The sequence below is a fragment of the Croceibacterium segetis genome, assembly GCF_011320115.1.
Taxonomy (GTDB): Bacteria; Pseudomonadota; Alphaproteobacteria; order Sphingomonadales; family Sphingomonadaceae; genus Croceibacterium_B; species Croceibacterium_B segetis.
Window position 1 is genome coordinate 1 of record NZ_JAANOZ010000023.1, and the last position, 22,822, is coordinate 22,822.

Sequence of the window (22,822 nt, forward strand, 5' to 3'; positions counted from 1 at the left end):
CACGATCACGTCCGCCGCCGGGGCGGCGGTCGCCGTCGCCGCGCGGGCCGCGGTCACGGCCGCCTTCGCGCGGCTCGCGCGGGGGACGGGTGTCCTCCAGCTCGGCGCCGGTTTCCTGGTCGACAACGCGCATCGACAGGCGAACCTTGCCGCGCGGATCGACTTCGAGGACCTTGACCTTCACTTCCTGGCCTTCGGAGACGACGTCGGTCGGCTTCTCGACCCGCTCGTTCCTCATCTCGGAGACGTGGACGAGGCCGTCCTTGCCGCCCATGAAGTTCACGAACGCGCCGAAGTCGACGATGTTGACGACCTTGCCGTTGTAGATCTTGCCGACCTCGGGCTCCTCGACGATGCCGAGGATCCACTTCTTGGCGGCTTCGATCTGGGCGATGTCGGACGAGCTGATCTTGATCACGCCCTCGTCGTCGATGTCGACCTTGGCGCCGGTCTCGGCGACGATCTCGCGGATCACCTTGCCGCCAGTGCCGATGATGTCGCGGATCTTCGACTTGTCGATCTGGATCGTCTCGATGCGCGGGGCATGGGCCGAAAGCTCGCTGCGAGCAGAGCCGAGCGCCTTCTTCATCTCACCCAAGATGTGCGCGCGGCCGGCCTTCGCCTGCTCGAGCGCCTTGGCCATGATCTCCTTGGTGATGCCGGCGATCTTGATGTCCATCTGCAGGCTGGTGATGCCCGCTTCGGTGCCGGCGACCTTGAAGTCCATGTCGCCGAGGTGATCCTCGTCGCCGAGGATGTCGGAGAGGACCGCGAAGTCCTTGCCTTCGAGGATCAGGCCCATCGCGATGCCCGAGACCGGGCGCTCGATCGGCACGCCGGCGTCCATCATCGCCAGGCAACCGCCGCACACCGTCGCCATCGAGGACGAGCCGTTGGACTCGGTTATGTCGCTCAGGATACGGATGGTGTACGGGAAGTCGTCGTGGCTCGGCAGCATCGGGTGCAGCGCGCGCCAGGCGAGCTTGCCGTGACCGATCTCGCGGCGGCCCGGGGCGCCGAAGCGGCCCACTTCACCGACCGAGTAGGGCGGGAAGTTGTAGTGCAGCATAAAGCGCTGGTAGCTGAGGCCGCCGAGGCCATCGATCATCTGTTCGCTGTCCTTGGTGCCCAGCGTGGTGGTGCAGATCGCCTGCGTCTCGCCGCGGGTGAACAGCGCCGAGCCGTGGGTGCGCGGAAGGAAGCCGACCATCGCTTCGATCGGGCGGACCTGGTCGAGCTTGCGGCCGTCGATGCGGCTGCCGTCCTTGAGGATCGCGCCGCGGACGATGTCGGCCTCGACCTTCTTGGTCAGCTTGTTGGCGGTCATCGCGGTCTGGCCGTCCTGGTCGGCGTAAGCCGCCTTGACCTTGGCCCGCGCCTCGTTGAGCGCGTTCGAGCGGGCCGACTTGTCGGTCAGCTTGTAGGCCTTGGCGATGTCGTCGCCGACGAGCTTCTTGATCTCGGCCTTCATCGCCGAGTTGTCGTCGGTGTTTAGGTCCCAGGGATCCTTGGCAGCCTTTTCGGCCAGCTGGATGATCGCCTTGACGACCTTCTTGGATTCGTCGTGGGCGAACATCACCGCGCCGAGCATTTCCTCCTCGGTCAGCTCCTTGGCTTCGGACTCGACCATCATCACCGCGTCGTGGGTGGCGGCGACGACGAGGTCGAGGCGGCCTTCGGCGACTTCGGCGATGCTCGGGTTGAGCTGGTATTCGCCGTCCTTGAAGCCGACCCGGCAGCCGCCGATCGGGCCCATGAAGGGCACGCCAGAGAGCGTCAGCGCGGCCGAGGCGGCGATCATCGCGACGATGTCGGGCTCGCTCTCGCCATCATAGCTCAGCACCTGGGCGATGACGTTGATTTCGTTGTAGAAACCTTCGGGGAACAGCGGGCGGATCGGACGGTCGATCAGGCGGCTGGTGAGCGTTTCCTTCTCGGTCGCGCCGCGCTCGCGTTTGAAGAAGCCTCCCGGGATGCGTCCGGCGGCGGAGAACTTTTCCTGGTAGTGGACGGTCAGCGGGAAGAAGTCCTGCCCTTCCTTGACGCTCTTGGCGGCGGTCACCGCGCACAAGACCACGGTTTCGCCATAGGTCGCCAAAACGGCGCCGTCGGCCTGGCGGGCAATACGCCCGGTTTCCAGAGTGAGGGTCTTGCCGCCCCACTCCAGCGATACGGTTTGCGTGTCGAACATTGGTTTTCCTTCGTGAACCCGCCGGGCCATATTGCGCAGGCGGGGCCTCTGTTCCGGGGATACCGTCCCGGTCCGGTGCGGGGCCTTTTAGCCCCATGGCCCCTCCACCGAATTGTGAAGGATGACCGATAGCAAAAGGGCGACTCCGCTAGAGCCGCCCTCGCTAAACTCTTATTTCCGCAGGCCCAGCTTCTGGATCAGGGCGTTGTAGCGCTCGACATCGACCTTCTTGAGGTAGGCGAGCAGCGTACGGCGCTTGTTGACCATCATCAGCAGGCCGCGGCGCGAATGGTTGTCCTTGTGGTGGCCCTTGAAGTGCTCGGTCAGGTTGCGGATACGCTCGGTGAGGATCGCGACTTGGACTTCAGGGCTGCCCGTGTCGTTCTTGTCGCGGGCGTTGTCCTTGATGATTTCCTGTTTCTTTTCGGCGGTGACCGACATTCTCTTACTCCGCGGTATCGGACAGATTGAAACCCCTGACGACCTTCGCCGTCCCCGATACGATTTCCATCAAAGCCACCGGAACATTGCCGGCCTTGGCAAGGTAGAGCCCGTCGGGTTGGGGCATTCCGGAAAGGACCCGGCCCTGGCGGGCCGCCCGCGCGCTTTCCGGGTCGAGGGGGAGGGCCGGGATACCGTCCAGCCCCGCCTCTAACGGCAGGAGGTGGTCTTCAAGGCGCGCGCCCTGACCGATCGCATTCAGTTTGTCCAGCGAAATCGCTTGGTTTTCCGTGAACGGACCGGCCTTCGTGCGGCGCAGGAAGGTGACATGGCCGACCGTCCCCAACGCATGCGCGATGTCGCGCGCCAGACTGCGGATATAGGTACCCTTGGAGACATTTGCGACCAGCGTGACCGAATCCGCTAGCTCCAGCGGCGGTTGCGGATCGTAGCCGTCGGGCCTGCCGGCGGTGGTGGCGAAAGTCGAACGCAGCGAAGGGCGGTCGCCCGCATGAGCCATCTCGAGCGAGTGGATTGTGACCTGGCGCGGGTGGAGGTCGACGTTTTCGCCTTTCCGCGCGCGGTCGTAGGCGCGGCGGCCGCCGACCTTGAGCGCGGAATAAACCGGCGGGAGCTGTTCGATCTCGCCTGTGAAGTGCTCGAGCACCGCGGCCACCGCGGCGAGGGGCGGGCGGCGGTTGCTGGTGCGGACCACCTCGCCCTCGGCGTCGAGCGTGTCGGTCTCGCTGCCGAACTCGATGGTGAATTGGTAAATCTTGTCGCTGTCGAGCATTTGTCCGCAAAGCTTCGTCGCCTCCCCGAGAGCGATGGGCAGCACGCCTTCGGCCAGCGGATCGAGCGTGCCGCCATGACCGACCTTGACCTTGCCGAAGCCCGCTTCGCGCAAGTTGCGCTTGACCGCCGCAACGGCCTGGGTCGAGCCGAGGCCGCGCGGCTTGTCGAGGATAATCCAGCCGTTGGGCACGCGGTCAGGCATCCGGCCAGGCGAGCGCGCGGCCATGGTCGCGGATCGCCGGCGGCCAGTCGTGCGCGAAGTGCTCGTAGCCGAGGCGATTTCCCTTGTAGAGCTCGCGCACGGCTTCCTCGAAAAGCGGCAGGTCGCCGGCCATCACGCTGAGGAAGCGATAGGCGGCGTCGAAGCACTCCCGTTGCGAGCGCCCCTCGCGCATGGCCGTCTCGACCAACCGGCGCAAGGTCGCCGATGCGCCACCGCTTTGGGTGGCGAGCCATTGCCAATGGCGCGGCAGCAGCGTCACCTCCTTGGCCTCGACACCGAGTGCGGGGCGGCCCCGCGGGCGTGGTGCGGGGGCCGCTTCGGCGCGCAAGTCCAGATCGAGTTGGCGGCCGCTTTCGTCGTCGAAGGCAAGCAAGTCCGAGCTGCGGGCGAGCGGTTCCAACGCGCGCATTGCCGGCGCGACTTCGTCGGGCCGGCCGCGCGCGAGGACTTCGTTCTTGAGAAATACGGTGATCGTCATTGCCGCCTCCAACGAAGCGCGCCTTATTTACCCGGATATAAAAAGTCAATATACCGGGGTAAAATTATCCCGCGACCCAGGCGACTACCGCGTCGAAACGTCCGAGCATCCACTCGACCGGCGGACCGATCAGGTGGTCGAGGATGCCACTCGTCGGGCCATACCAGCTCAGCGCGACGAGGATGAAGAACAGCACCATGCCGACGCCGCGCAGATTGCCATAGGCTGCGGCCCAGCTTCGCGGCAGGACGCCTTCGACGATGTGCGAGCCGTCAAAGGGCGGGATCGGCAGCAGGTTGAAGAACGCCACGAAGACGTTGATCGCTACGAAATAGGTGAATGCGAGGACGGCGAATCCGCCAAGGCTCGCATCGGCAGGGGCGCCGCCGCGCACCAGCAGGCCGATGGCGAGCGCGCCGAGCGTGGCCATAACGAGGTTGGTCAGCGGCCCCGCGGCAGCCACCGCCATCATTCCGAAACGCGGATTTCTGAGGCGTTGCTGGACCACCGGAACCGGTTTGGCCCAGCCGAATATCGGCGCTCCGGCGAGCGCCAGCAGGCCAGGCAAGATCAGCGTGCCGAACGGATCCACGTGGCGAATGGGATTGAGGCTCAGCCGGCGCCGCTCCTTGGCCGTCGGGTCACCGAGCGCGAGGGCGGTCCACCCGTGCGCGACCTCGTGAAACACGATCGCGAAAACCAGCGCCGGCACGAGAGCCGCGATGTTCAAGAGGGTTCCGTCCATCTTGGCTAGATAGGGGGTGCGAAGTCAGCGCGCCAGCGCTGCACGGAAATGCTTGCGGCACAGCGCGACGTAGCGATCGTTGCCGCCGATCTCGGTCTGCGCGCCATGGGCGACCGCAGCGCCGCTTTCGTCGACGCGCAGGTTCATCGTGGCCTTGCGGCCGCAGTGGCACACCGCCTTCAGCTCGACGAGGGCGTCGGCGATGCCGAGCAGGACCGCCGAACCCGCGAACAGCTCGCCCCGAAAATCGGTCCTCAGGCCATAGCACAGCACCGGGATGCCGGCCTCGTCGGCCAGACGCGCGCATTGCCAGGCTTGTTCGGGCGAGAGGAACTGCGCTTCGTCGATCAGTACGCAGGCGAGCGGACTGGCAGTGTGCGCGGCGGTTACCTCGGCCCACAAGTCGGTGGCGCCGTCGAACAAATGTGCATTGGCCTCCAGCCCGATCCGACTGGCGATCGGATGCCCTTGCGAACGGTTGTCGAGCGCCGCGGTCCACAACATCGTCGCCATACCGCGTTCGCGGTAGTTGAAGTCGGCCTGCAGCAGGTTGGTCGACTTCCCCGCATTCATGCTCGCGTAGTAGAAATAGAGCTTGGCCACGGGCTCAGTCGTCGCCGAGGTCGCGGGCGACCTTGGGGTCGCTGAGCAGCTTTTCGATGCGCTCGGCTTCCTCGAAGCTCTCGTCCGGCTTGAACTGCAGTTTCGGTGCGAACTTGAGGCCGAGGCGCTTGGCGACCTCGCGCTGGAAGAACGCGGTGTTGGTGCGCAGCGCCTTCAGCACCACATCCTCGTCGAGCCCGAGCAGCGGTTTCACATAGGCGGCGGCGTTCCTCAGGTCGGGAGTCATGCGCACCTCGGTCACACTGACCGCGTGCGCGGTCAATGTGTCGTCGTGTACCTCGCCGCGCGCGAGCAGCTCCGAGAGGATATGCCGCACGCGTTCGCCGACTTTGAGCACGCGCACGGACTGCTGTTCGGGTGTCGAAGTGGCGCGAACCATCAAATGCTGCCCATCTTGTCGAGAATGCGCTGCAGCGAGCGGACGTTGCGCGCGGTTCCGCGCAGCCTGAGCTTGCGCATAGCCTGCCCCAGCTTGGAATCCGCCACGCCTTCGTGGAAGTCGACGAAGTATTCCAGCGTTCCCGGGGCGACCCGCTCGGGGCCTTCATAGCCGGCAACGAACTCGGCGAACGCCACCGGGTCAAGCGGCTGCTGCAGGAATACCGTGTGCACGAACTTGTCCTCGTTCTCGCCGGTAAAGGGATTGTGGGCGATCGCCGCCGCCAGCTCGTCGCGGCTGCGCACAGCGGCGAAAGTGTCGATCCCGAAGCGGTCCTTGACGACGTAGGCGATCTTCTCGGCGAGGCCGTCGGTCGGGCGCTCGTCGTGCGAGAACAGCACGTTGCCGCTGGCGACGACGGTCTCCACGTCCGCGAAGTCCTCGCGCTCGAGCGCCTCGCGCAGCTCGGCCATCTTCAGCCGGTTGCCGCCGACATTGATCGAACCGAGCAGGGCGACGTAGCGCTGCATCCCTTAAAGCGTCCGTTCGCGCTCCTCGACCTCGAATACTTCGAGCATGTCGCCCGGCTTAATGTCGTTGGTGTCGGCCAGCACCACGCCGCATTCGAGGCCCGCGCGGACTTCGTCGACGTCGTCCTTGAACCGGCGCAGCGACTGGATCGTGGTCGCCGAAACGATGACGTCCTCGCGGGTGAGGCGGGCGAACAGGCCCTTGCGGATCGCGCCTTCGGTGACCAGCAGGCCGGCCGCCTTGTCGCGCTTGCCCGCCGGGAACACCTGCTTGACTTCCGCCCGGCCCATGACGTTCTCGATCTTGAGCGGGCCGAGCACGCCGGCCATTTCCCTCCCGATCTCCTCGGTCAGGTGATAGATCACGTCGTAGTACATCATCCGCGTCTTGTTGCGGGCGACCAGCTCGCGCGCCTTGGGATTGGGGCGGACGTTGAAGCCGATGATCGGGGCGCCGCTGGCGGCTGCCAGCGTCACGTCGCTCTCGGTGATCGCGCCGACGCCGGCGTGAAGCACGCGGACCTTGATGTCGTCGTTCGAGAGATTGTGCAGCGCGGTGACGATCGCTTCCACCGAGCCCTGCACGTCGGCCTTCACCACCAGCGGGAACTCGACCACGTCGCTTTGCAGGCTGGTGAACATCGTGTCGAAGTTGGTCGGGGCCAGCGCGGTGCGCTTTTCGGTGGCCTTCTCCTGGCGGTAGGCGGCGACTTCGCGCGCCCGCGCCTCGTTCTCGACCACGGTCAGCTGGTCGCCCGCCATCGGCACGCCGCCGAGCCCGAGCACTTCGACCGGTACGGAGGGGCCGGCTTCCTTGACCTGCTTGCCTTTGTCGTCGACCAGCGCGCGCACGCGCCCGCTCTCAGTGCCGACGACGAACACGTCGCCGCGCTTGAGCGTGCCGCGAGTGACGAGCACCGTCGCGACCGGGCCTCGGCCCTTGTCGAGCTGAGCTTCGATCACCGTCGCCTCCGCCTCACGGTCGGGATTGGCCTTGAGCTCGAGCAGCTCGGCCTGGAGGAGGATCTTCTCGATCAGCTCATCGAGACCCTTGCCGGTCTTGGCCGAGACTTCGACGTCCTGCACCTCGCCGCTCATCTCCTCGACCACGACTTCGTGCTCGAGCAGCCGTTCGCGGATACGCTGCGGATTGGCCTCGGGCTTGTCGGCCTTGGTCAGCGCGACGATCATCGGTACGCCGGCGGCCTTGGTGTGATTGATAGCCTCGACCGTCTGCGGCATGATCCCGTCGTCGGCCGCCACCACCAGCACGACGATGTCGGTGACGTTGGCGCCGCGGGCGCGCATCTCGCTGAACGCCTCGTGGCCAGGCGTGTCGAGGAAGGTGACGAGGTCTCCGCCCTTGGTCTTGATCTGGTAGGCGCCGATGTGCTGGGTAATGCCGCCGGCCTCGCCCTTGACCACGTCCGTCCCGCGCAGTGCGTCGAGCAGGCTGGTCTTGCCGTGATCGACGTGGCCCATGATCGTGACCACCGGCGGGCGCGGCTGCAGCGATTCATCGGCATCGACGTCGACGCTGGTATCGATATCGACGTCGCTCTCGCTGACGCGCTTGATGTTGTGGCCGAACTCCTCGACCAGCAGCTCGGCGGTGTCCTGGTCGATCGTCTGGTTGACGGTGACCATCATGCCCAGGTTGAACAGTGCCTTGACCAGGTCGGCGCCCTTTTCGGCCATGCGGTTGGCGAGCTCCTGTACGGTGATCGCCTCGGGCACGACGACGTCGCGGACCTGCTTCTCGCGCGGCTGATTCTGACCGGCGAAATGCGCGCGGCGCTCCTTCTCACGGGCGCGCTTGAGCGCGGCGAGCGAGCGGGCGCGGGCGCCTTCGTCCTCGTTGAAGGCGGTCTTGACCGACAGCTTGCCGCCACGGCGGCGATGGTCGTCGCGATCGGTCGCGCCGCGGTTCTCGGTTCCGCGGCCGGGCTTCTTCTCCTCGCGCTTCTTTTCGGGCGGACGCTTGGGCTCGGGTCGGGCGACAGGCGTGAAGCGGCGCGCGGCGGGCGCGGGGGTCGCGCCGCCCTCTTCCACTTCAGCGGTCACTTCGGCGACCGGCCCGGCAGCTTCAGGCTCAGCCGGTGCGGGCGCCTCCGGAGCTTCCTCGGCCTTGCGGTTCTCAACCGCGCGGCGCTTCTCGCCCTCGATGGCGCGAGCCTTTTCCTCTTCCTCGCGGCGGCGCGCTTCTTCGGCCGTCCGCAGGCGGTCTTCCTCCGCTTCGCGCTGCAGGCGCGCGACGCGCTCCTGCGGCGTCTCCGCGGCAGGAGCGGGCGCGCGCTTGGGCGCGGGCTTCGGCGCCGCGACAGGCGCGGGAGCTGGTGCCGGCGTGGGTTCGGGGGCCGGCGCGGCGGCCTCGCCCGGCTTGCCGAGAATGCGCCGACGCTTCACCTCGACCACCACCTTGTTGGTGCGGCCGTGGCTGAAGGTCTGCTTGACCTCGCCAGCATCCACCGAGCGCTTGAGGCCAAGCGGCTTGCGGGTGCGCGGGGTTTCTTCGCTATCGCTCATATGCGTTCAACAGTCCTTCAAATCAGTTCATCGGCTTCGCGAGCGGCGATTGCCGTTCGTTCGCCCCATCCGTCGGCCGCCTCGGCGGCGCCCAAAAAGGTCAGCAGGCGCTTCAGCGGGGCCGCAACCCGCTCCGCCGACTTCGCGTCGGCCAGCGCCAGATGGACGACATTGTCGCGGCCCAATGCCACAGACAGTGCCGCGCGGTCCAGTGGCAGGCGGATGCCGGAAAGGCCAGACCCTTCCGCATCCTGTCCCACTCGCCAGGCCTGGTCGAGCTTGCGTGAGCCGTCCTCGCTCGCGTCGGCGGCGTGGTAGAGCGCGGCGACGGTGCCGGCGCGGGCCTCGCCGGCGATGCGATCCGAGCCCAAGATAAGCAGTCCGGCGCGCATTTCGAGCCCCAGACGATCGAGGAAAGCCTTGCGCAGCGCGCTTTCGATCAGGTCGGGCAGTTCGTTTGCGATCCGCAGCGGGGCGCCCTTGAACGCCCGCGCGAGCGCGCCCTTGAGCTTGCCGTTGGCGAGCGCCGCGGAGAGTTCGGCCTTGCCGACGCCGATCCAGGCGCCACGTCCGGGCGCGCGGGCGAGGGCGTCGGGCAGCACATCCCCGTCGGGCGAGATCGCCAGGCGCACGAGTTCGTCGCGCGCGGCGATCCGCCCGGTCAGAATGCAACGCCGCTCGGGCCCGTCACCGGGTCCGCCCGCGCCGGCGGTGTCAGGGACCCTTAGCGGATCATTGCGAGGATTCCGCATCGGCGGCCTCCTCTGTTGCGGGCGCTTCGGCCGCGGCCGGAGCCGCTTGCTCGTCCTCGAACCAGTGCGCGCGGGCGGCCATGATGATTTCGTTGCCCTGCTCTTCGCTCAAACCGTACTCGCCGAGCACGCCGCCCTTGTCTTCCGGACGCGGGCGATCGCGGCGCATCGGCGGGCCATCGGCGGCGGCGGGCTGGCGGCGGCGCGGGGCCTCGCGCTTCTTGGCGATCAGTTCGTCGGTCGCGAGATCGGCGAGATCGTCCAGCGTCTTGATGCCGGCCTTGCCGAGCGTGACCAGCATCTGCTCGGTCAGGTGCGGAATTTCGGCCAAGACATCCTCGACGCCGAGGGCTTGCCGCTCGCCACGGTAAGCTTCCTCGCGCTTGGCGAGCGCTTCCTTGGCGCGTTCCTGCAACTCTTCGGCCAGCTCGTCGTCGAAGCCTTCGATCGCCGCCAACTCCGCGCTGTCGACGTAGGCGACTTCCTCGAGCTCGGCGAAGCCTTCCGCGACGAGCAACTGGCTGAGCGTCTCGTCGACGTCGAGCTCTTCCTCGAACATCTTCGAACGCTCGGAGAACTCGCGCTGGCGCTTCTCCGAGGCTTCTTCCTCGGTCATGATGTCGATCTGGCTCTCGGTCAGCTGGCTGGCGAGGCGCACGTTTTGTCCGCGGCGGCCAATCGCCAGCGAAAGCTGATCGTCCGGCACCACCACCTCGATGCGGCTTTCCTCTTCGTCGAGGACCACGCGGCTAACTGTCGCCGGCTGCAGCGCGTTGACGACGAACGTTGCGGTGTCTTCGCTCCACGGAATGATGTCGATCTTCTCGCCCTGCAGTTCCTGCACCACCGCCTGGACGCGGCTGCCCTTCATGCCGACGCAAGCGCCGACCGGGTCGATCGAGCTGTCGCGGCTGATCACCCCGATCTTGGCCCGGCTGCCCGGGTCGCGCGCGGCCGCCTTGATCTCGATGATACCGTCGTAAATCTCCGGCACTTCCTGGGCGAACAGCTTCTTCATGAACTCGGGATGGGCGCGGCTGAGGAAGATCTGTGGCCCGCGGTTGTTGCGCTCGACCTTCATGATCAGCGCGCGGACACGCTCGCCGACGCGGGCGGCCTCGCGGGGGATCTGCTGGTCGCGGCGGATCACGCCTTCGGCACGGCCGAGGTTGACGATAACGTGGCCGAATTCGACCGACTTGATCACCCCGGTAATCACTTCGCCGGCGCGGTCCTTGAATTCTTCGAACTGGCGCTCGCGCTCGGCATCGCGGACCTTCTGGAAGATCACCTGCTTGGCGCTCTGCGCGTCGATGCGGCCGAGATCTACCGGGGGCAGCGGATCGACGATGAAATCGCCGATCTTGGCGCCCGGCTGCAGCTTCTCGGCCTGCTTGAGGTCGACCTGCTTGAAGTAGTCCTCGACTTCCTCGACCACCTCGACGACGCGCCACAGGCGCAGGTCGCCCGTCAGCGGGTCGAGCTTGGCGCGGATGTCGTTCTCGGCGCCGTAGCGGCTGCGCGCGGACTTCTGGATCGCTTCTTCCATCGCCTCGATGACGATCGCCTTGTCGATCATCTTCTCGGTGGCGACGGAGGTCGCGATCGCAAGCAGCTCGGCCTTGTTGGCGGAAATCGGACTGGCCATCAGTCTTGGACCTTTTCTTCTTCGGTGAATTCTTCGATTTGCTCCGCGCCACTCATGTCGAGCGGCTTGGTCGCGGCGATCAGCTTGTCAGTCAGGACCAGCTTGGCCGTGCGAATCTGCTCCAACGGTACCGCAATACGGCCGTGCTTGCGATCCTCGACCTGCACCTGGCCGTCCTCGACGCCGAGCAATTCGCCGCGCAACTTGCGGTGATCGCTCACCGGCTCGTTCAGCGAGATGTTGACGTCGTGGCCCGCCCAGTTGGCGAAATCCTTCGGGCGGGTCAGCGGCCGGTCGATACCGGGGCTGCTGACCTCGAGCTGGTAGGTGCCTTGGACCAGTTCCTCGCCGCCGTCCTCGATCGCGTCGATCGCGTCGGAGATGCGGCGCGAAAGCGCCATGCATTGGTCGACTACCAGCTGCCCGGTTGCCGGGTCTTCCGCCATGACCTGCAGCGTGCGTTCGCCATCGCCTTCGGGACCGCTGTCGAACATCTTCACGCGCACGAGTTCGAAACCGAGAGCCTTGGCTTCGGGTTCGATCACTTCGGTCAGGCGCGCGATGTCGGCCATAGGGTCTTTCGTTCGGTTGACAGTTGGAAACGGGGTTCGGGCCGGCCCCCGGAGGCGCCAGCACCAGACTTTGTTACCAATGTCGGGATGACGGCCAGATAGGCGCGGGTGCGCCGCTTTGCAACCGGATTCGGCTAGCCTTGTTCGGCTGCCAGCCGCGCCGCCGTCTGCTTCACCAGCGCGATCATGTTGGGCACCCCTTGGGTACGGTTCGAGCTCAGCTGGTTCTTGAGATCGAATGGTTCGAGCGCGGCGGCGATGTCGGTTCCAGCCACCTCGGCGGCGGGTTTGTCCTGCACCGCGGAGAGCACCAGCGCGACGATGCCCTTGGTGATCGCGGCGTTGCTGTCGGCGAGGAAGTGCAGCCGGCCCTCTTCGACTATCGGATAGACCCACACCTTCGCCGAGCAGCCGCGCACCAGCGTGGCGTCGGTCTTGAGCGCCTCGGGCATCGGATCGAGCTCGCGCCCGAGTTCGATCAGCAGGCGATAGCGTTCATCGGCGTCGAGAAATTCGTACTCTTCGCGAATGTCGTCGAGGCTGCGCATCCGCGCGCCTCTATCAACGACAGCTTACAAGTCCACCCCGCTGGCGATGGCTTCGAGCTTGCGGATCCGCTCCTTGAGGTCGGCGATCTCGATCCGCGCTGCGCCTTCACTCGCGCCGCCCTCGATCTCGCGTTGCGGCCGGGCCACTTGCAGCTCGCGGTCCTTGAGCGCGAGCCAGCCCTGCCAGCCCTTGAGAGCGGTGGCGGCGAGCACGAGCAGCCCCATGAGGGCGCTGGCGGCGATAAGCAGGTCCTGGGTCAACATGATCCGGTTCCTTTCGAAATTACTGGTCGCGCAGCTTTTCGATTTCGTCGGAAAGCAGGCGCGTGTCGCGTCCGTCGGTGGCGATGCGCTCGAGCACCTTGACCCGCTCGCGCAATTCCTGAACTTCGCGCTCGAGTTCGGCCTCGCGGCCCGTGCCGAGCTGGTGAATCTTGCCCTTCTCGTCTTCGTACGCGCCGATCTTGGCGAGATGCTTCGAGCGCCAGGCGCTGTAGATCATGCCGGCGACGCTGATGACGAGGATGAACTCCCAAAGGTTCATTGCACCTTCCCCTTGGCATCGCGCAACTGCTCGATCTCGTGGCCGAGCCGGTAGCCGCTGTCGGTGACGATCCGTTCGACGCTGATCAGGCGGTCGCTCAGCGAGCCGATCTCGGCACGCAGCTGGGCATTCTCCTGCGTCAGCAGCTTGACCCGCTCCTGCGCCTCGTTGGTGTGTTGCGGGTGGAGCGGCTTGCCCCACATGCTCTCGAGCGGATAGCCGTGCTTGATCTTCTGGCGAGTGTTGTAGAGCCAACCTCCGACGCTCACGCCGACGACCAGAACGGCCCCGAGCACGCCAAACATGACAATGGTCACAATGTTATCGGGGCTCATCAGTTGAGTTCCTCGTCAGCAATGCGGGCGAGGGCGGGCGCCTCGCGCAGGGTTTCGATTTGGGCGGCGAGATCGACGCCCTTGTCGGTGGCAATGCGTTCGAGCACGCGCATGCGCTGCTCGAGCCGTTCGACGTGCGCCCCATACTGCGCGGCCTTTTCGGCAGTCTGGTCGGCCATCAGCTCGAGCTTGCGCTCCCTGAAACCGATGTAGCGTTTGGCGACCTCGGCGATCATGGCCAGCGTGACCGGCAAGCCGACGGCGATGGCCACGATGGCGATAACGGTCGTTCCCGTGCTCATATCACCGTGCTCCCCTGATCACGCAGACGCTCAATCTGGTGGGCGATGTCCTGCCCGCGATCGGTGGCGATGCGCTCGAGCACACGGACACGTTCCTCGAGCATTTCCGTGTAGTCGCTGGGGCTGGTCGACCGAGCGCGGTACGCCTCGGCCTCGACTTCGATCTTGCGCTGCTTGTAGGCGATCCAACGCTGAAAGCTGGTGCCGATCGTGATCAGCACTCCGATGGCGACGCCGGCAAAGGCGACAGCGGCAATGGCTTCCGCCGGCCCCATCAGATCTTCTCCTCAATCCCGCGCAAGCGTTCGATCTGGTGGGCGATGTCCTGCCCGCGATCGGTGGCGATGCGCTCGAGCACGCGGACCCGGTCCTCGATCAGGTCGGCGCGATCGTCCCGCGGCGCCAGCCGGGGCACCCTGGCTTGCGCCTCTAGCTCGAGCTTGCGGAGCTTGAAGTCGAGCCGGCGCCTGTAAGCCTGCGTGACCATGAAGAACATGATTAAGCCTGCAATCACGAGCGTGAAGAAGACGAGAAACTCACCCGGTTGCATCAGATGTCGCTCCCTTGTTCGATTCTTTTCGGCCGATCGCGCAGCGCTTCGATTTCGCTGGCGAGGGTGTAGCCGCGGTCGGTGACGATCTTCTCGAGCACGATGAGGCGGTCCTGCATCGTCTCGACCTGGTCCGTGAGGCGCTTGTTCTCGTGTTTGAGACTTTCCACGAGAGCGGGGCTCTCATCGGCGATCTGGCGGCGCCGGGCGCGCCGGCCGCCGCCGGGAAAGTCCGGCATTCCATGCTTGGCACGGATAGCCGTCTTCATGATTCCGCCCAGCGTACCGATGGCGATGATCGCAAGGACAAATTCAGGCCCACCAAAGCTCATTTCATCCCCCTCAGTTGCGCGATGTGTCGCGCTGATCTTCCAACCGCTCTTCGACGCGGCGCGTGTCGCGCAACGCCTCGATCTGGGTAGCGACGTCGTAGCCGCCGTCGGTCACGATCCGCTCGAGGACCCGCACGCGGTCTTCCAACTCCTTGTTGCTGGCGGCGTACTGCGCGGCCTTTTCGGCGGTCGTGTTGGCCTGCATCTGCATCATTTCCTTGCGATGCTTGGTCCAGATGGCGAGCATAGGGATGCCGAACACCATCAGGATGGCGGCGATCGGGATCAGTTCGCCCATCACACCTTCTCCTGCGCTCTGGGTGCTTCGAGCCGCTGTTCGACCCGGCGGGTGTCGCGCAGCGCTTCGATCTGGCTCGCGACATTGTAGCCGCTGTCGGTAACGATGCGCTCGAGCACGCGAATGCGGTCTTCCATCTCGGTGATCCGACTGGCGTACTGCGCGGCCTTCTCGGCACTGTTTTCCGCCGTGGCGGCGATGCGCTTTTCCTCCAGTTTCGCGTGGCTCTTCACCCAGACGATGCCAACCACCATCAGGAACGGTGCCAACGGAACCAGGATTCCCAATTCACCCATTTCAAATACTCCCCCGAGCAGGCTCAGCGCAGCCGTTCGATCTCGGCCGACAGGCGCGGATTGCTGCTGACGTAATAGTTCTCGACCTCGGCCAGGCGGCGATCGACGTCGCGGAAGCGGGCGCGGATTTCGCGGGCGGTGCGCTGGGGCGATTGCCGCACGCGCTGCCAGTACTTCTGCTCCTGCGCGTCGACGTAGAGGTGGGCGGGCTTCTTGTTGAGGAACAGCCCGGCGAGGAAGTACATCGGCAAGGTCACCCCGCTCAGTGGCGTGAAGACCGAGAGGACCATCGCCAGGCGAACCCAGCCGACGTTGATGCCGGTGTAGTCGGCGATCCCGGCGCAGACGCCCATCAGCTTGCCGTTCTGCTTGTCGCGGTACAGCTTGGTGCGCTCGCTGGTCATTTGCGGGTTCCCTTCTCGGCCAGCAGGCGATCGAGCTCGCGTAGCGGCTGGTTGTCGATTTCACGGTCGGCCTGGAGCCGCGCCGGTTTGAATTCTGCATTATCGGAGGCCACGAGCCGTTCGACGGTGTCCATCCGTTCGTCGAGACGCTTGGCGAGCTGGTAGAGCTCCTCGAGCAGGACCTCGTCGTCGTTGGTAATGGTCGCGGCGGTTTTCCACTTGGTGATGTAGTGGAAGATGATCCACGGCAGCCCCAGGAAAATTACTGGGATAATAAAGACTTCCTCGCCCACGGATCAATCCTCCTGCTTGTCGTTGTCGCCGGCCTTGCCGAGCGCGCGCTTCATGGCCTCGAGCTCCTCGTCGATCTTGTCCGAGCTCTCGAGCGCGGAAATCTCGTCGGCCAGACTCGGCGTGCCGGTGCCGTCGGCGATCGACAGCGCGTCGGCGCGGCCTTCTGCATAGTCGACCCGACGCTCGAGCTGATCGAAGCGGGTCAGCGCTTCGTCGACCCGCTCGTTGGTCATCAGGCTGCGCAGCTTGACGCGGTTCTCGGCGCTTTCGAGACGGGCGGCGATCTGGCTCTGCCGGCTGCGCGCCTCGCGCAGGCGGTTCTGCAGCTTGGCGATGTCCTGCTCATAAGCGCGCAGGGCGTCGTCCAGCACGGCGATCTCGGTCTTGAGCTGCTCGGCCATGTCGGCCGCCTTCTTCTTCTCCATCAGCGCGGCGCGGGCGAGATCGTCACGGTCCTTGCTGAGGGCGAGCTGGGCTTTCTCCTGCCAATCGGCCTGGAGCCGGTCGAGCTTGACCGTGTGGCGGTGCATTTCCTTCTGATCGGCGATGGTGCGGGCGGCGCTGGCACGAACTTCGACCAGCGTCTCCTCCATCTCCATGATGATCATGCGGATCATCTTGGACGGGTCGTCGGCCTGCTCGAGCAGATCGTTGAAGTTGGCCGCGATGATATCGCGGGTACGTGAGAAAATGCCCATCCAGACGGCTCCGGCAGCTAGAGAGTTACGAGTAGGGGTCGGGCTCGTGCGCAAGCGCTCGATCTCGAGATCGATCCGCGAGGCCTCGCGCTCGTCGCGCGCGGTGCGGCGCGGACTGATCGGGGTCAGCGGATTGATCGGATCACGGCTCATGCGAGCACGACCAGCGGAAGACCGACGGCCGCAGCGCCCGCGTGGCCCGCCCCCATCGGTGCGCCGAGCTGCAAGCTCATCGCGTAGACGTTGAAGGCGACCATCATGGCCACGCTGACCAGCGCGGCGATGCCGAGCTTGCTGGTTAGAAAGTGGCGATCGAACATCGGATTGTCCTCCTGATCCAAACCTGATGTTCCCCTATTCGCAAGCGCCGTGCCAATTTGCGGGAATGGCGGATTCCGGTCGGTTTGCCGGCAACGCGCTCGGCGGCTCGTGGCGCGTATTGCCAGATGTTGGGAAAATACGCTAAGGATCGGGCATGGAGCGGGGTAACCAGTTCGTCGGTCAGTCCAGCGTGTTCCTCGACGCGGTCGAGCGGGCCAGCCGCGCCGCGCCGATGCGCCGGCCGGTGCTGGTGATCGGCGAGCGCGGCACCGGCAAGGAGCTGATCGCCGAACGCCTCCACCGACTGTCGAACCGCTGGGAGGAGCCGCTCGTCACGATGAACTGCGCGGCGCTTCCGGAAACGCTGATCGAGGCCGAGCTGTTCGGCCACGAGGCGGGCTCGTTCACCGGCGCTACCAAATCTCGCGCCGGAAGGTTCGAGGAAGCCGACCGGGGCACGCTATTTCTCGACGAACTGGCGACTCTGTCCATGGGGGCGCAGGAACGGTTGCTGCGTGCGGTCGAGTATGGCGAGGTCACCCGCATCGGTTCGTCGCACCCGATCCGGGTGGACGTGCGCATCGTCGCCGCGACCAACGAGGACCTGCCGCGCCTGGCGGACGAGGGCCGCTTCCGCGCCGACTTGCTCGACCGGCTGTGCTTCGAGGTCATCACCCTGCCGCCGCTACGCGTTCGCGAGGGCGATATCCCGGTCCTTGCCGACTATTTTGGGCGGCGGATGGCGGCCGAGATCGGTTGGGAGCAATGGCCGGGCTTCGCGGACCACGTGAGCCGCCAGCTCGAGGACTACACCTGGCCGGGCAACGTGCGCGAGCTGCGCAATGTGATCGAACGCGCCGTCTATCGCTGGGGCAATTGGGAAGAGCCGATCGGCCACGTCCAGTTCGATCCCTTCGAAAGCCCGTGGAAGCCGCTCGGCGAACGCTCGCACAAGGCCGCAGAACAACCGCACAATGGTGCCGAACCCGCGCCGGCGCGCACCGACTACGACACTGTCGCCGACTTGCGCGCTGCGGTCGAGGCGCACGAGCGGGCGATCGTCGAGCACCACCTCGGCCGCAACCGCTGGAACCAGCGCCAGACCGCCAAGGCGCTCGGCCTGACTTACGACCAGCTGCGCCATTGCATCCGCAAGCACGGCTTGGCCGACGCCGACGCCTAGCGTTCAGCCTTCCGTCTGCTGAACGCGCTGTGCAGCCGCCAGCAAGTTCTGCACCGGACCTGCGACACATTCTTACCAAGTGAGAGGGACTTCCGTGGTTGGCGGTGGCATATCTCGTTCATCGGCAGACGCCGAAAGATGAACAGAAGGACCGCTACGATGACCAAGAAATTCCTCCTCGCCGCCCCGCTCGCCCTCGCGGCTGGGGCGCTTTTCACCGCTCCGGCTTCGGCCGCGCCGTGGCACGCCAACCCCGGCCAGCTTCGCGCCGAGATCGCCCAGCTCGATCGCCAGATCGACCGCAAGCCGGGCCTCTCCAACCGCGAAGAGCGCGTGCTCGAACAGCGCGTCGACCGGCTGCAGGACCTATACCGCAGCTATGCCCGCCACGGCTTCACGCGCGGCGAGCTGCAGACCCTCGAGCGCGAGATCGCCTCGGTGCGGGTTGCTATCCAACGCCAGTCGCACGACTGGAACAACCATCCGGGCCGCAACGATCGGCACGATCGCTACGACCATCGCTAAGGCTTGAGCTGACTCAAGTTTTGATACCTTGTCAGCGCGGGGCCGGGAGGACTAGGCGAAAGCCCATGTCCGACCGGCCCCGCACCCTTTACGAGAAGATCTGGGACGCTCACGTGATCGAGCGTCGCGACGACGGCACCTGCCTGATCTTCATCGACCGCCACCTGGTCCACGAAGTGACCAGCCCGCAGGCTTTCGAAGGGCTTCGGCTGGCCGGCCGCAAGGTTCGCCGTCCCGAGCTGACGCTGGCGGTGCCCGACCACAACCTCCCGACCACTGCACGCGTCGACGCAAACGGCAACCGCGTGCCGATCAAGGACCCCGAAAGCCGAAACCAGCTCGAAGCGCTCGAGCACAACGCGCCCGAATTCGGCGTGCGCTATTTTGGCGCGACCGCCCGCGAGCAAGGCATCGTCCACGTCGTCGGCCCCGAGCAGGGCTTCTCGCTGCCCGGCACGACAATCGTCTGCGGCGACAGCCATACGGCCGCGCACGGCGGCGTCGGCGCGCTGGCGTTCGGCATCGGTACGAGCGAAGTCGAGCACGTGCTCGCGACCCAGACGCTGCTGCTGCGTCCGTCCAAGACGATGCAGGTGGTTGTCGAGGGCGACCTTTCGCCCGGCGTCAGCTCGAAGGACCTGATCCTCCACATCATCGGCACGATCGGCACCGCCGGGGGCACCGGCCACGTCATCGAGTACCGCGGCAAGGTATTCGAGGACATGAGCGTCGAGAGCCGACTGACGGTGTGCAACATGAGCATCGAGGGCGGTGCCCGCGCCGGGATCATCGCACCCGACGAGACCACCTTCGCTTATCTCAAGGGCCGTCCGCTGGCGCCGAAAGGCGAGGATTGGGATGCGGCGGTCGCCTACTGGCGCACGCTCCATACCGACGAAGGCGCGAAGTTCGACAAAACCGTGCGCATCGACGCGACCACGGTCGAGCCGACCGTCACCTGGGGCACCAGCCCCGAGGACACCGTCGCCATCGGCGGCGTGGTGCCCGATCCCGGAAGCTTTCCCGATCCGTCGAAGCAGAAAGCCGCGCAGGCGAGCCTCGACTACATGGGCCTCGCCCCCGGCCAACGAATGGACGAGATCGAGGTGCAGAACGTCTTCATCGGCAGTTGCACCAACAGCCGCATCGAGGATTTGCGCGCCGCGGCCGCAATCCTGAAGGGCCGCAAGAAGGCGCCGGGTGTCAAATGGGCGATCGTCGTCCCCGGTTCGGGACTGGTGAAGGCCCAGGCCGAGGAAGAAGGGCTCGACAAGGTGTTCATCGATGCCGGCCTCGAATGGCGCGAGCCCGGCTGCTCGGCGTGCCTCGGCATGAACCCCGACAAGGTCCCCGCCGGCGAGCGTTGCGCCTCAACCTCCAACCGCAATTTCGTCGGCCGCCAGGGCCCCGGCGCGCGGACCCACCTCGTCAGCCCGGCGATGGCGGCTGCCGCGGCGGTCACCGGCAAGCTGACCGACGTGCGCGAGTTCGCGTGAAGGGGCAATGCCTCTGCGGCGGCGTGACCGTCACCGTGCCGGGCAAGCCCGAGTACGTGAATTCGTGCAACTGCACGGCGTGCTTCAAGCTCGGCTCCCTGACCGGCTATTTCCCACCCGACGAGGTGACGATCGAAGGTGAGAGGCAATCGTTCGTCCGCTCGGACATCGAGCCCTGGATCGCGTTCGTATTCTGCCCGACTTGCAGCGCAAACCTGGGCTGGACCTCGCTCAAGCCGCTCGACCGGATGGGCGTGAGCATGCGCCTGTTCGATCCCGCCGAACTGGTCGGCGTGCCCATCCGCTTCCCCAACGGGCGCGACGCCGGCGACGATGGCGACTGGCCGCCCCCGCGCCACGCCGAAGTGCCGTTCGCCCTCGACGCGCCGTTTTAGCTGCCCGCACGAATCGTGGACGGCCTCGCCGTGCTCTGCCAGAACTCCGCCTCCCGCTGCGCTAGGAGAGGCCGCAGATGAGACTTGACCGCTTGCGCCCGGCGTTCGCCGGGCTGCTGCTCGCCGCCGCCGTGCCCTCCCACGCGCAGACCCCGCGCCCCATGCTCGACTACGCCACCGCGGCGAAGATCCGCGACGGGTGCCTTGCCGTCGCTGCCCAGAAGGGTTTCGCGCTCGGCGTGGCGGTGTTCGACAACACCGGGCGCCTGATCGCCTTCGCCAAGATGGACGGCGCCTCGACCGGCGCAGCCGAGCTGGCGCAGTGGAAGGGCAAGTCGGCGGCGGTCTACGGCTTCCCGACGTCGGAAACCTCCAAGTGGAACGGCTACAGCGCCCCCGACATGGCGACTTTCGAGGGCGGCGTGCCGTTCTACGGCCAGGACGGGACCCAGCTGGGAGGGGTTGGCGTTTCGGGAGCCGAGAGCAAGGATGACGTCGCTTGTGGCCTCGCGGGCGTCGCCGCCGCGGGCCTGCGTGGCAGCGCCAAGTAGCGAGGGAAGCGCCGATGCCGATCACGAGTTTCGAGGGGAAGACCGCGTTCATCACCGGCGGGGCCAGTGGCATCGGCCTCGGCATCGCCAAGGTCATGGTCGCGCGCGGGGCCAAGGTGGTGCTGGCGGACCTGCGGCAGGATCACATCGAGGATGCGCTCGCCGAGTTCGCCGGGGGAGGGCAATCGAATGCGGTCAGCGCGCTCCAGCTCGATGTAACCAACCGTTCGAGATACCGGGAAGCCGCAGAGCAGATGCAGGACGAGTTCGGCGGGATCGACATTCTCGTCAACAACGCGGGGGTCGGACTCGAAGGCCCGGTCCTCGAGGCGACCTATGCCGATTATGACTTCGGCTTCGGCGTCAACGTAGGCGGGGTGATCAACGGCTTCGTCGAATTCGTGCCGCAGATCATCGCCCATGGGCGCGGCGGGCACATCGTATCCACGGCTAGCCTCGCCGCTGAAGTGGTGATGCCCGAGCAACTGGCGATCTACGCCGCCAGCAAGGCGGCCGTGTGCCATTACTGCGAGGCGGTGAAGGGCGTGCTCGGCACCAAGGGCATCGGCGTGTCGATTCTGCTGCCCGGTCCGGTCAAGAGCCGGATCCACGAGGCACAGCAGAACCGGCCTGAACAGTTCCGCGATGGCAGCGGCTACAGCGCAAGCGAGGCGCGGCTCAGCCGGCGGATCGTCGGCGACGACTGGATGGACCCGGTCGAGGTCGGCAACCTCGTCGCCGACGGGATCCTGTCGAATGCGACCTACCTCGTGACCCACGGCATGTTCAAAAACGCGATGCGCGCGCGGGCAGAGGCGGTGCTGGCGGCGACGCCCGATCGCACCGAGGCGATGCCCGACTTCAACCGCTTCAGAGAGGAATAGCGCGGATGGAAAACCTGACCGGCAAGGTCGCCTTCATCACCGGCGGAGCGAGCGGGATCGGCTTGGGCATGGCCCGCGCCTTCCTCGAGGAAGGAATGAAGGTCAGCCTCGCCGACTGGAACGACGAGCACATCGCCAAGGCCAAGGTGCAGCTCGCAGGCAGTAACGCGGTCCATTTCGTCAAGACCAACGTCGCCGAGCGCGACAGCTTGCGCGCCGCGGCGCAGGAGACGCTCGACGCGTTCGGCAAGATTCACGTGCTGTGCAACAACGCCGGCGTCAACGGCGGCGGCACCGCGGCCGGCGAGGACTTTGACGACTGGGACCGGGCGCTCGCGGTCAATCTCGGCGGCGTGGTCAACGGCACGAAGATCATCGTCCCGATCATTCGCGCGCAGGGCGAGGGCGGGCACGTCGTCAACACCAGCAGCATGGCCGGCGTGGTGCCGCTGCCGGGTCTGGCCGCCTATTCGACCGCCAAGTATGCCGTGCGCGGCTTTTCCGAGAGCCTGCGGATGCAGCTCGCGCCCAAGGGCATCGGCGTCTCCTGCCTCTTTCCGGGCGCCACTCGCACTGCACTGGTGCCGCTGCCCGAGGACGATCCCGAACGGATCAAGGAGGAAGGCGCGCCGCAGTTCCTCAAGGACCTGTGGGACGCCATGCGCGGGGCGATCGACCCGTATGACACCGGCAAGGCGGTGGTCTCGGCGATCAAGGACAACCGTTTCTACATCTTCACCAACCGGGAATTCCTCGAGGAAGTGAAGCAGCGCCACCGCGAGATCGAGGCCGCTTTCCCGACCGACGAGCCCACTCCCGGCCGCGTGAAGTTCGAAAACATGCGCGCCGAGATGGTCCGCAACCTGATGGCGCCCGGCAACCGCCCGGTGCCACAGGAGAGCAGCGAAGACATGAAGCTCGACCTCGGCTCGGAAAGCCCGGCGGGAGGGCAGTGAACAACC

The 22,822-nt window shown here is 66.1% G+C and carries 33 protein-coding genes; 7 read left to right on the top strand and 26 right to left on the bottom strand.

The genetic code is table 11. The annotated features are described in order from the left end of the window. From pnp to G7B69_RS15980, 26 genes are all read right to left on the bottom strand, one after another. A partial coding sequence (gene pnp / locus G7B69_RS15855; protein ID WP_166181028.1) for a polyribonucleotide nucleotidyltransferase occupies positions 1-2,191 on the bottom strand: 2,191 nt, incomplete at its 3' end. A gap of 171 nt (positions 2,192-2,362) precedes the next feature. Continuing rightward, entirely contained in the window at positions 2,363-2,632 is a 270-nt protein-coding gene (gene rpsO / locus G7B69_RS15860; RefSeq protein WP_166181030.1) for a 30S ribosomal protein S15, read from the bottom strand. Positions 2,633-2,636: 4 nt separating this feature from the next. Continuing rightward, the gene (gene truB / locus G7B69_RS15865; protein ID WP_166181032.1) at positions 2,637-3,629 is read right to left on the bottom strand and encodes a tRNA pseudouridine(55) synthase TruB; all 993 of its coding nucleotides are present in this window, start codon (positions 3,627-3,629) and stop codon (positions 2,637-2,639) included. Next, positions 3,622-4,128, bottom strand: coding sequence for a DUF2239 family protein (locus tag G7B69_RS15870; protein ID WP_166181034.1), 507 nt, complete (start codon positions 4,126-4,128; stop codon positions 3,622-3,624). Before G7B69_RS15870 ends, truB begins: the two co-directional genes overlap by 8 nt. Before the next feature lie 64 nt (positions 4,129-4,192). Then, positions 4,193-4,873 (bottom strand): site-2 protease family protein, encoded by a 681-nt coding sequence (locus G7B69_RS15875; protein WP_166181036.1) that lies wholly within the window; start codon positions 4,871-4,873, stop codon positions 4,193-4,195. A 24-nt stretch (positions 4,874-4,897) separates the two neighbouring features. Continuing rightward, positions 4,898-5,476 (bottom strand): thymidine kinase, encoded by a 579-nt coding sequence (locus G7B69_RS15880; protein WP_166181038.1) that lies wholly within the window; start codon positions 5,474-5,476, stop codon positions 4,898-4,900. Positions 5,477-5,480: 4 nt separating this feature from the next. Then, positions 5,481-5,876: a 30S ribosome-binding factor RbfA gene (gene rbfA, locus G7B69_RS15885; protein ID WP_166181039.1), complete on the bottom strand. Its 396-nt coding sequence runs from the start codon at positions 5,874-5,876 to the stop codon at positions 5,481-5,483. Beyond that, positions 5,876-6,406 (bottom strand): DUF1697 domain-containing protein, encoded by a 531-nt coding sequence (locus G7B69_RS15890; RefSeq protein WP_166181041.1) that lies wholly within the window; start codon positions 6,404-6,406, stop codon positions 5,876-5,878. Before G7B69_RS15890 ends, rbfA begins: the two co-directional genes overlap by 1 nt. A gap of 3 nt (positions 6,407-6,409) precedes the next feature. Beyond that, a complete protein-coding gene (gene infB / locus G7B69_RS15895; protein ID WP_166181043.1) occupies positions 6,410-8,932 on the bottom strand; it encodes a translation initiation factor IF-2 in 2,523 nt (840 codons plus the stop codon). 17 nt (positions 8,933-8,949) lie between these two features. Continuing rightward, complete coding sequence (locus G7B69_RS15900) at positions 8,950-9,684, bottom strand: DUF448 domain-containing protein (RefSeq protein WP_166181045.1); 735 nt, start codon at positions 9,682-9,684, stop codon at positions 8,950-8,952. Beyond that, positions 9,665-11,332 carry a transcription termination factor NusA gene (gene nusA / locus G7B69_RS15905; RefSeq protein ID WP_166181046.1) on the bottom strand — a complete coding sequence of 556 codons (1,668 nt, stop codon included), beginning with the start codon at positions 11,330-11,332 and terminating at the stop codon, positions 9,665-9,667. The genes G7B69_RS15900 and nusA overlap by 20 nt, the downstream gene beginning before the upstream one ends. Next, the gene (gene rimP / locus G7B69_RS15910) at positions 11,332-11,904 is read right to left on the bottom strand and encodes a ribosome maturation protein RimP (protein ID WP_166181048.1); all 573 of its coding nucleotides are present in this window, start codon (positions 11,902-11,904) and stop codon (positions 11,332-11,334) included. The genes nusA and rimP overlap by 1 nt, the downstream gene beginning before the upstream one ends. 134 nt (positions 11,905-12,038) lie before the next feature. Further along, on the bottom strand, positions 12,039-12,452 hold the full coding sequence (locus tag G7B69_RS15915) for a SufE family protein (protein WP_166181049.1): 414 nt from the start codon (positions 12,450-12,452) through the stop codon (positions 12,039-12,041). A gap of 24 nt (positions 12,453-12,476) precedes the next feature. Further along, complete coding sequence (locus tag G7B69_RS15920) at positions 12,477-12,716, bottom strand: hypothetical protein (RefSeq protein ID WP_166181051.1); 240 nt, start codon at positions 12,714-12,716, stop codon at positions 12,477-12,479. A gap of 19 nt (positions 12,717-12,735) precedes the next feature. After that, the gene (locus G7B69_RS15925) at positions 12,736-12,996 is read right to left on the bottom strand and encodes a hypothetical protein (RefSeq protein ID WP_166181053.1); all 261 of its coding nucleotides are present in this window, start codon (positions 12,994-12,996) and stop codon (positions 12,736-12,738) included. Continuing rightward, positions 12,993-13,331 (bottom strand): hypothetical protein, encoded by a 339-nt coding sequence (locus G7B69_RS15930; RefSeq protein ID WP_166181055.1) that lies wholly within the window; start codon positions 13,329-13,331, stop codon positions 12,993-12,995. Before G7B69_RS15930 ends, G7B69_RS15925 begins: the two co-directional genes overlap by 4 nt. Further along, entirely contained in the window at positions 13,331-13,633 is a 303-nt protein-coding gene (locus tag G7B69_RS15935; RefSeq protein WP_166181056.1) for a hypothetical protein, read from the bottom strand. Before G7B69_RS15935 ends, G7B69_RS15930 begins: the two co-directional genes overlap by 1 nt. Then, positions 13,630-13,908, bottom strand: a complete 279-nt coding sequence (locus G7B69_RS15940; RefSeq protein ID WP_166181026.1) for a hypothetical protein — start codon at positions 13,906-13,908, stop codon at positions 13,630-13,632. The genes G7B69_RS15935 and G7B69_RS15940 overlap by 4 nt, the downstream gene beginning before the upstream one ends. Further along, positions 13,908-14,129, bottom strand: coding sequence for a hypothetical protein (locus G7B69_RS15945; protein WP_166181058.1), 222 nt, complete (start codon positions 14,127-14,129; stop codon positions 13,908-13,910). Before G7B69_RS15945 ends, G7B69_RS15940 begins: the two co-directional genes overlap by 1 nt. A gap of 53 nt (positions 14,130-14,182) precedes the next feature. Beyond that, positions 14,183-14,452 (bottom strand): hypothetical protein, encoded by a 270-nt coding sequence (locus tag G7B69_RS15950; protein WP_243415225.1) that lies wholly within the window; start codon positions 14,450-14,452, stop codon positions 14,183-14,185. A 73-nt stretch (positions 14,453-14,525) separates the two neighbouring features. After that, a complete protein-coding gene (locus tag G7B69_RS15955) occupies positions 14,526-14,813 on the bottom strand; it encodes a hypothetical protein (RefSeq protein ID WP_166181061.1) in 288 nt (95 codons plus the stop codon). Further along, a complete protein-coding gene (locus G7B69_RS15960) occupies positions 14,813-15,109 on the bottom strand; it encodes a hypothetical protein (protein WP_166181063.1) in 297 nt (98 codons plus the stop codon). Before G7B69_RS15960 ends, G7B69_RS15955 begins: the two co-directional genes overlap by 1 nt. A 23-nt stretch (positions 15,110-15,132) precedes the next feature. Further along, positions 15,133-15,513, bottom strand: a complete 381-nt coding sequence (gene pspC, locus G7B69_RS15965; RefSeq protein ID WP_166181065.1) for an envelope stress response membrane protein PspC — start codon at positions 15,511-15,513, stop codon at positions 15,133-15,135. After that, positions 15,510-15,806, bottom strand: coding sequence for an envelope stress response membrane protein PspB (gene pspB, locus G7B69_RS15970; protein WP_166181067.1), 297 nt, complete (start codon positions 15,804-15,806; stop codon positions 15,510-15,512). Before pspB ends, pspC begins: the two co-directional genes overlap by 4 nt. 3 nt (positions 15,807-15,809) lie before the next feature. After that, on the bottom strand, positions 15,810-16,658 hold the full coding sequence (gene pspA, locus G7B69_RS15975; RefSeq protein WP_166181069.1) for a phage shock protein PspA: 849 nt from the start codon (positions 16,656-16,658) through the stop codon (positions 15,810-15,812). Next, entirely contained in the window at positions 16,655-16,825 is a 171-nt protein-coding gene (locus tag G7B69_RS15980; protein WP_166181071.1) for a hypothetical protein, read from the bottom strand. Before G7B69_RS15980 ends, pspA begins: the two co-directional genes overlap by 4 nt. Before the next feature lie 155 nt (positions 16,826-16,980). Here G7B69_RS15980 and pspF point away from each other — a divergent pair, with 155 nt between their 5' ends. The 7 genes from pspF (at position 16,981) to G7B69_RS16015 (ending at position 22,816) form a co-directional block, all read left to right on the top strand. Continuing rightward, entirely contained in the window at positions 16,981-18,009 is a 1,029-nt protein-coding gene (gene pspF, locus G7B69_RS15985) for a phage shock protein operon transcriptional activator (protein WP_166181073.1), read from the top strand. 159 nt (positions 18,010-18,168) lie between these two features. Further along, complete coding sequence (locus tag G7B69_RS15990; protein ID WP_166181075.1) at positions 18,169-18,534, top strand: hypothetical protein; 366 nt, start codon at positions 18,169-18,171, stop codon at positions 18,532-18,534. Between the two features lie 65 nt (positions 18,535-18,599). Further along, positions 18,600-20,030 (top strand): 3-isopropylmalate dehydratase large subunit, encoded by a 1,431-nt coding sequence (leuC, locus tag G7B69_RS15995; protein WP_166181077.1) that lies wholly within the window; start codon positions 18,600-18,602, stop codon positions 20,028-20,030. Continuing rightward, positions 20,027-20,425 (top strand): GFA family protein, encoded by a 399-nt coding sequence (locus tag G7B69_RS16000; protein WP_166181079.1) that lies wholly within the window; start codon positions 20,027-20,029, stop codon positions 20,423-20,425. Before leuC ends, G7B69_RS16000 begins: the two co-directional genes overlap by 4 nt. A 77-nt stretch (positions 20,426-20,502) precedes the next feature. After that, on the top strand, positions 20,503-20,976 hold the full coding sequence (locus G7B69_RS16005; protein ID WP_166181081.1) for a GlcG/HbpS family heme-binding protein: 474 nt from the start codon (positions 20,503-20,505) through the stop codon (positions 20,974-20,976). 14 nt (positions 20,977-20,990) lie between these two features. Continuing rightward, positions 20,991-21,860, top strand: coding sequence for an SDR family NAD(P)-dependent oxidoreductase (locus tag G7B69_RS16010; protein WP_166181083.1), 870 nt, complete (start codon positions 20,991-20,993; stop codon positions 21,858-21,860). A 5-nt stretch (positions 21,861-21,865) separates the two neighbouring features. Next, on the top strand, positions 21,866-22,816 hold the full coding sequence (locus G7B69_RS16015; RefSeq protein ID WP_166181085.1) for an SDR family oxidoreductase: 951 nt from the start codon (positions 21,866-21,868) through the stop codon (positions 22,814-22,816). The last annotated feature ends 6 nt before the right edge of the window (positions 22,817-22,822 follow it).

What these genes read in the sequence shown, in the direction of transcription:
- G7B69_RS15930 (WP_166181055.1), bottom strand. Translation starts at nt 13,331, where the DNA reads ATGAGCCCCGATAACATTGTGACCATTGTCATGTTTGGCGTGCTCGGG.
- pspC (WP_166181065.1), bottom strand. Translation starts at nt 15,513, where the DNA reads ATGACCAGCGAGCGCACCAAGCTGTACCGCGACAAGCAGAACGGCAAG.
- G7B69_RS15960 (WP_166181063.1), bottom strand. Translation starts at nt 15,109, where the DNA reads ATGGGTGAATTGGGAATCCTGGTTCCGTTGGCACCGTTCCTGATGGTG.
- nusA (WP_166181046.1), bottom strand. Translation starts at nt 11,332, where the DNA reads ATGGCCAGTCCGATTTCCGCCAACAAGGCCGAGCTGCTTGCGATCGCG.
- rpsO (WP_166181030.1), bottom strand. Translation starts at nt 2,632, where the DNA reads ATGTCGGTCACCGCCGAAAAGAAACAGGAAATCATCAAGGACAACGCC.
- G7B69_RS15980 (WP_166181071.1), bottom strand. Translation starts at nt 16,825, where the DNA reads ATGTTCGATCGCCACTTTCTAACCAGCAAGCTCGGCATCGCCGCGCTG.
- G7B69_RS15950 (WP_243415225.1), bottom strand. Translation starts at nt 14,452, where the DNA reads ATGAAGACGGCTATCCGTGCCAAGCATGGAATGCCGGACTTTCCCGGC.
- pspA (WP_166181069.1), bottom strand. Translation starts at nt 16,658, where the DNA reads ATGAGCCGTGATCCGATCAATCCGCTGACCCCGATCAGTCCGCGCCGC.
- G7B69_RS15875 (WP_166181036.1), bottom strand. Translation starts at nt 4,873, where the DNA reads ATGGACGGAACCCTCTTGAACATCGCGGCTCTCGTGCCGGCGCTGGTT.
- G7B69_RS15900 (WP_166181045.1), bottom strand. Translation starts at nt 9,684, where the DNA reads ATGCGGAATCCTCGCAATGATCCGCTAAGGGTCCCTGACACCGCCGGC.
- G7B69_RS16015 (WP_166181085.1), top strand. Translation starts at nt 21,866, where the DNA reads ATGGAAAACCTGACCGGCAAGGTCGCCTTCATCACCGGCGGAGCGAGC.
- G7B69_RS16010 (WP_166181083.1), top strand. Translation starts at nt 20,991, where the DNA reads ATGCCGATCACGAGTTTCGAGGGGAAGACCGCGTTCATCACCGGCGGG.
- G7B69_RS16005 (WP_166181081.1), top strand. Translation starts at nt 20,503, where the DNA reads ATGAGACTTGACCGCTTGCGCCCGGCGTTCGCCGGGCTGCTGCTCGCC.
- pspF (WP_166181073.1), top strand. Translation starts at nt 16,981, where the DNA reads ATGGAGCGGGGTAACCAGTTCGTCGGTCAGTCCAGCGTGTTCCTCGAC.
- G7B69_RS15925 (WP_166181053.1), bottom strand. Translation starts at nt 12,996, where the DNA reads ATGAACCTTTGGGAGTTCATCCTCGTCATCAGCGTCGCCGGCATGATC.
- rbfA (WP_166181039.1), bottom strand. Translation starts at nt 5,876, where the DNA reads ATGGTTCGCGCCACTTCGACACCCGAACAGCAGTCCGTGCGCGTGCTC.
- G7B69_RS15890 (WP_166181041.1), bottom strand. Translation starts at nt 6,406, where the DNA reads ATGCAGCGCTACGTCGCCCTGCTCGGTTCGATCAATGTCGGCGGCAAC.
- leuC (WP_166181077.1), top strand. Translation starts at nt 18,600, where the DNA reads ATGTCCGACCGGCCCCGCACCCTTTACGAGAAGATCTGGGACGCTCAC.
- G7B69_RS15940 (WP_166181026.1), bottom strand. Translation starts at nt 13,908, where the DNA reads ATGGGGCCGGCGGAAGCCATTGCCGCTGTCGCCTTTGCCGGCGTCGCC.
- G7B69_RS15920 (WP_166181051.1), bottom strand. Translation starts at nt 12,716, where the DNA reads ATGTTGACCCAGGACCTGCTTATCGCCGCCAGCGCCCTCATGGGGCTG.
- G7B69_RS15945 (WP_166181058.1), bottom strand. Translation starts at nt 14,129, where the DNA reads ATGTTCTTCATGGTCACGCAGGCTTACAGGCGCCGGCTCGACTTCAAG.
- truB (WP_166181032.1), bottom strand. Translation starts at nt 3,629, where the DNA reads ATGCCTGACCGCGTGCCCAACGGCTGGATTATCCTCGACAAGCCGCGC.
- infB (WP_166181043.1), bottom strand. Translation starts at nt 8,932, where the DNA reads ATGAGCGATAGCGAAGAAACCCCGCGCACCCGCAAGCCGCTTGGCCTC.
- rimP (WP_166181048.1), bottom strand. Translation starts at nt 11,904, where the DNA reads ATGGCCGACATCGCGCGCCTGACCGAAGTGATCGAACCCGAAGCCAAG.
- G7B69_RS15915 (WP_166181049.1), bottom strand. Translation starts at nt 12,452, where the DNA reads ATGCGCAGCCTCGACGACATTCGCGAAGAGTACGAATTTCTCGACGCC.
- G7B69_RS15935 (WP_166181056.1), bottom strand. Translation starts at nt 13,633, where the DNA reads ATGAGCACGGGAACGACCGTTATCGCCATCGTGGCCATCGCCGTCGGC.
- G7B69_RS15990 (WP_166181075.1), top strand. Translation starts at nt 18,169, where the DNA reads ATGACCAAGAAATTCCTCCTCGCCGCCCCGCTCGCCCTCGCGGCTGGG.
- G7B69_RS15870 (WP_166181034.1), bottom strand. Translation starts at nt 4,128, where the DNA reads ATGACGATCACCGTATTTCTCAAGAACGAAGTCCTCGCGCGCGGCCGG.
- G7B69_RS15955 (WP_166181061.1), bottom strand. Translation starts at nt 14,813, where the DNA reads ATGGGCGAACTGATCCCGATCGCCGCCATCCTGATGGTGTTCGGCATC.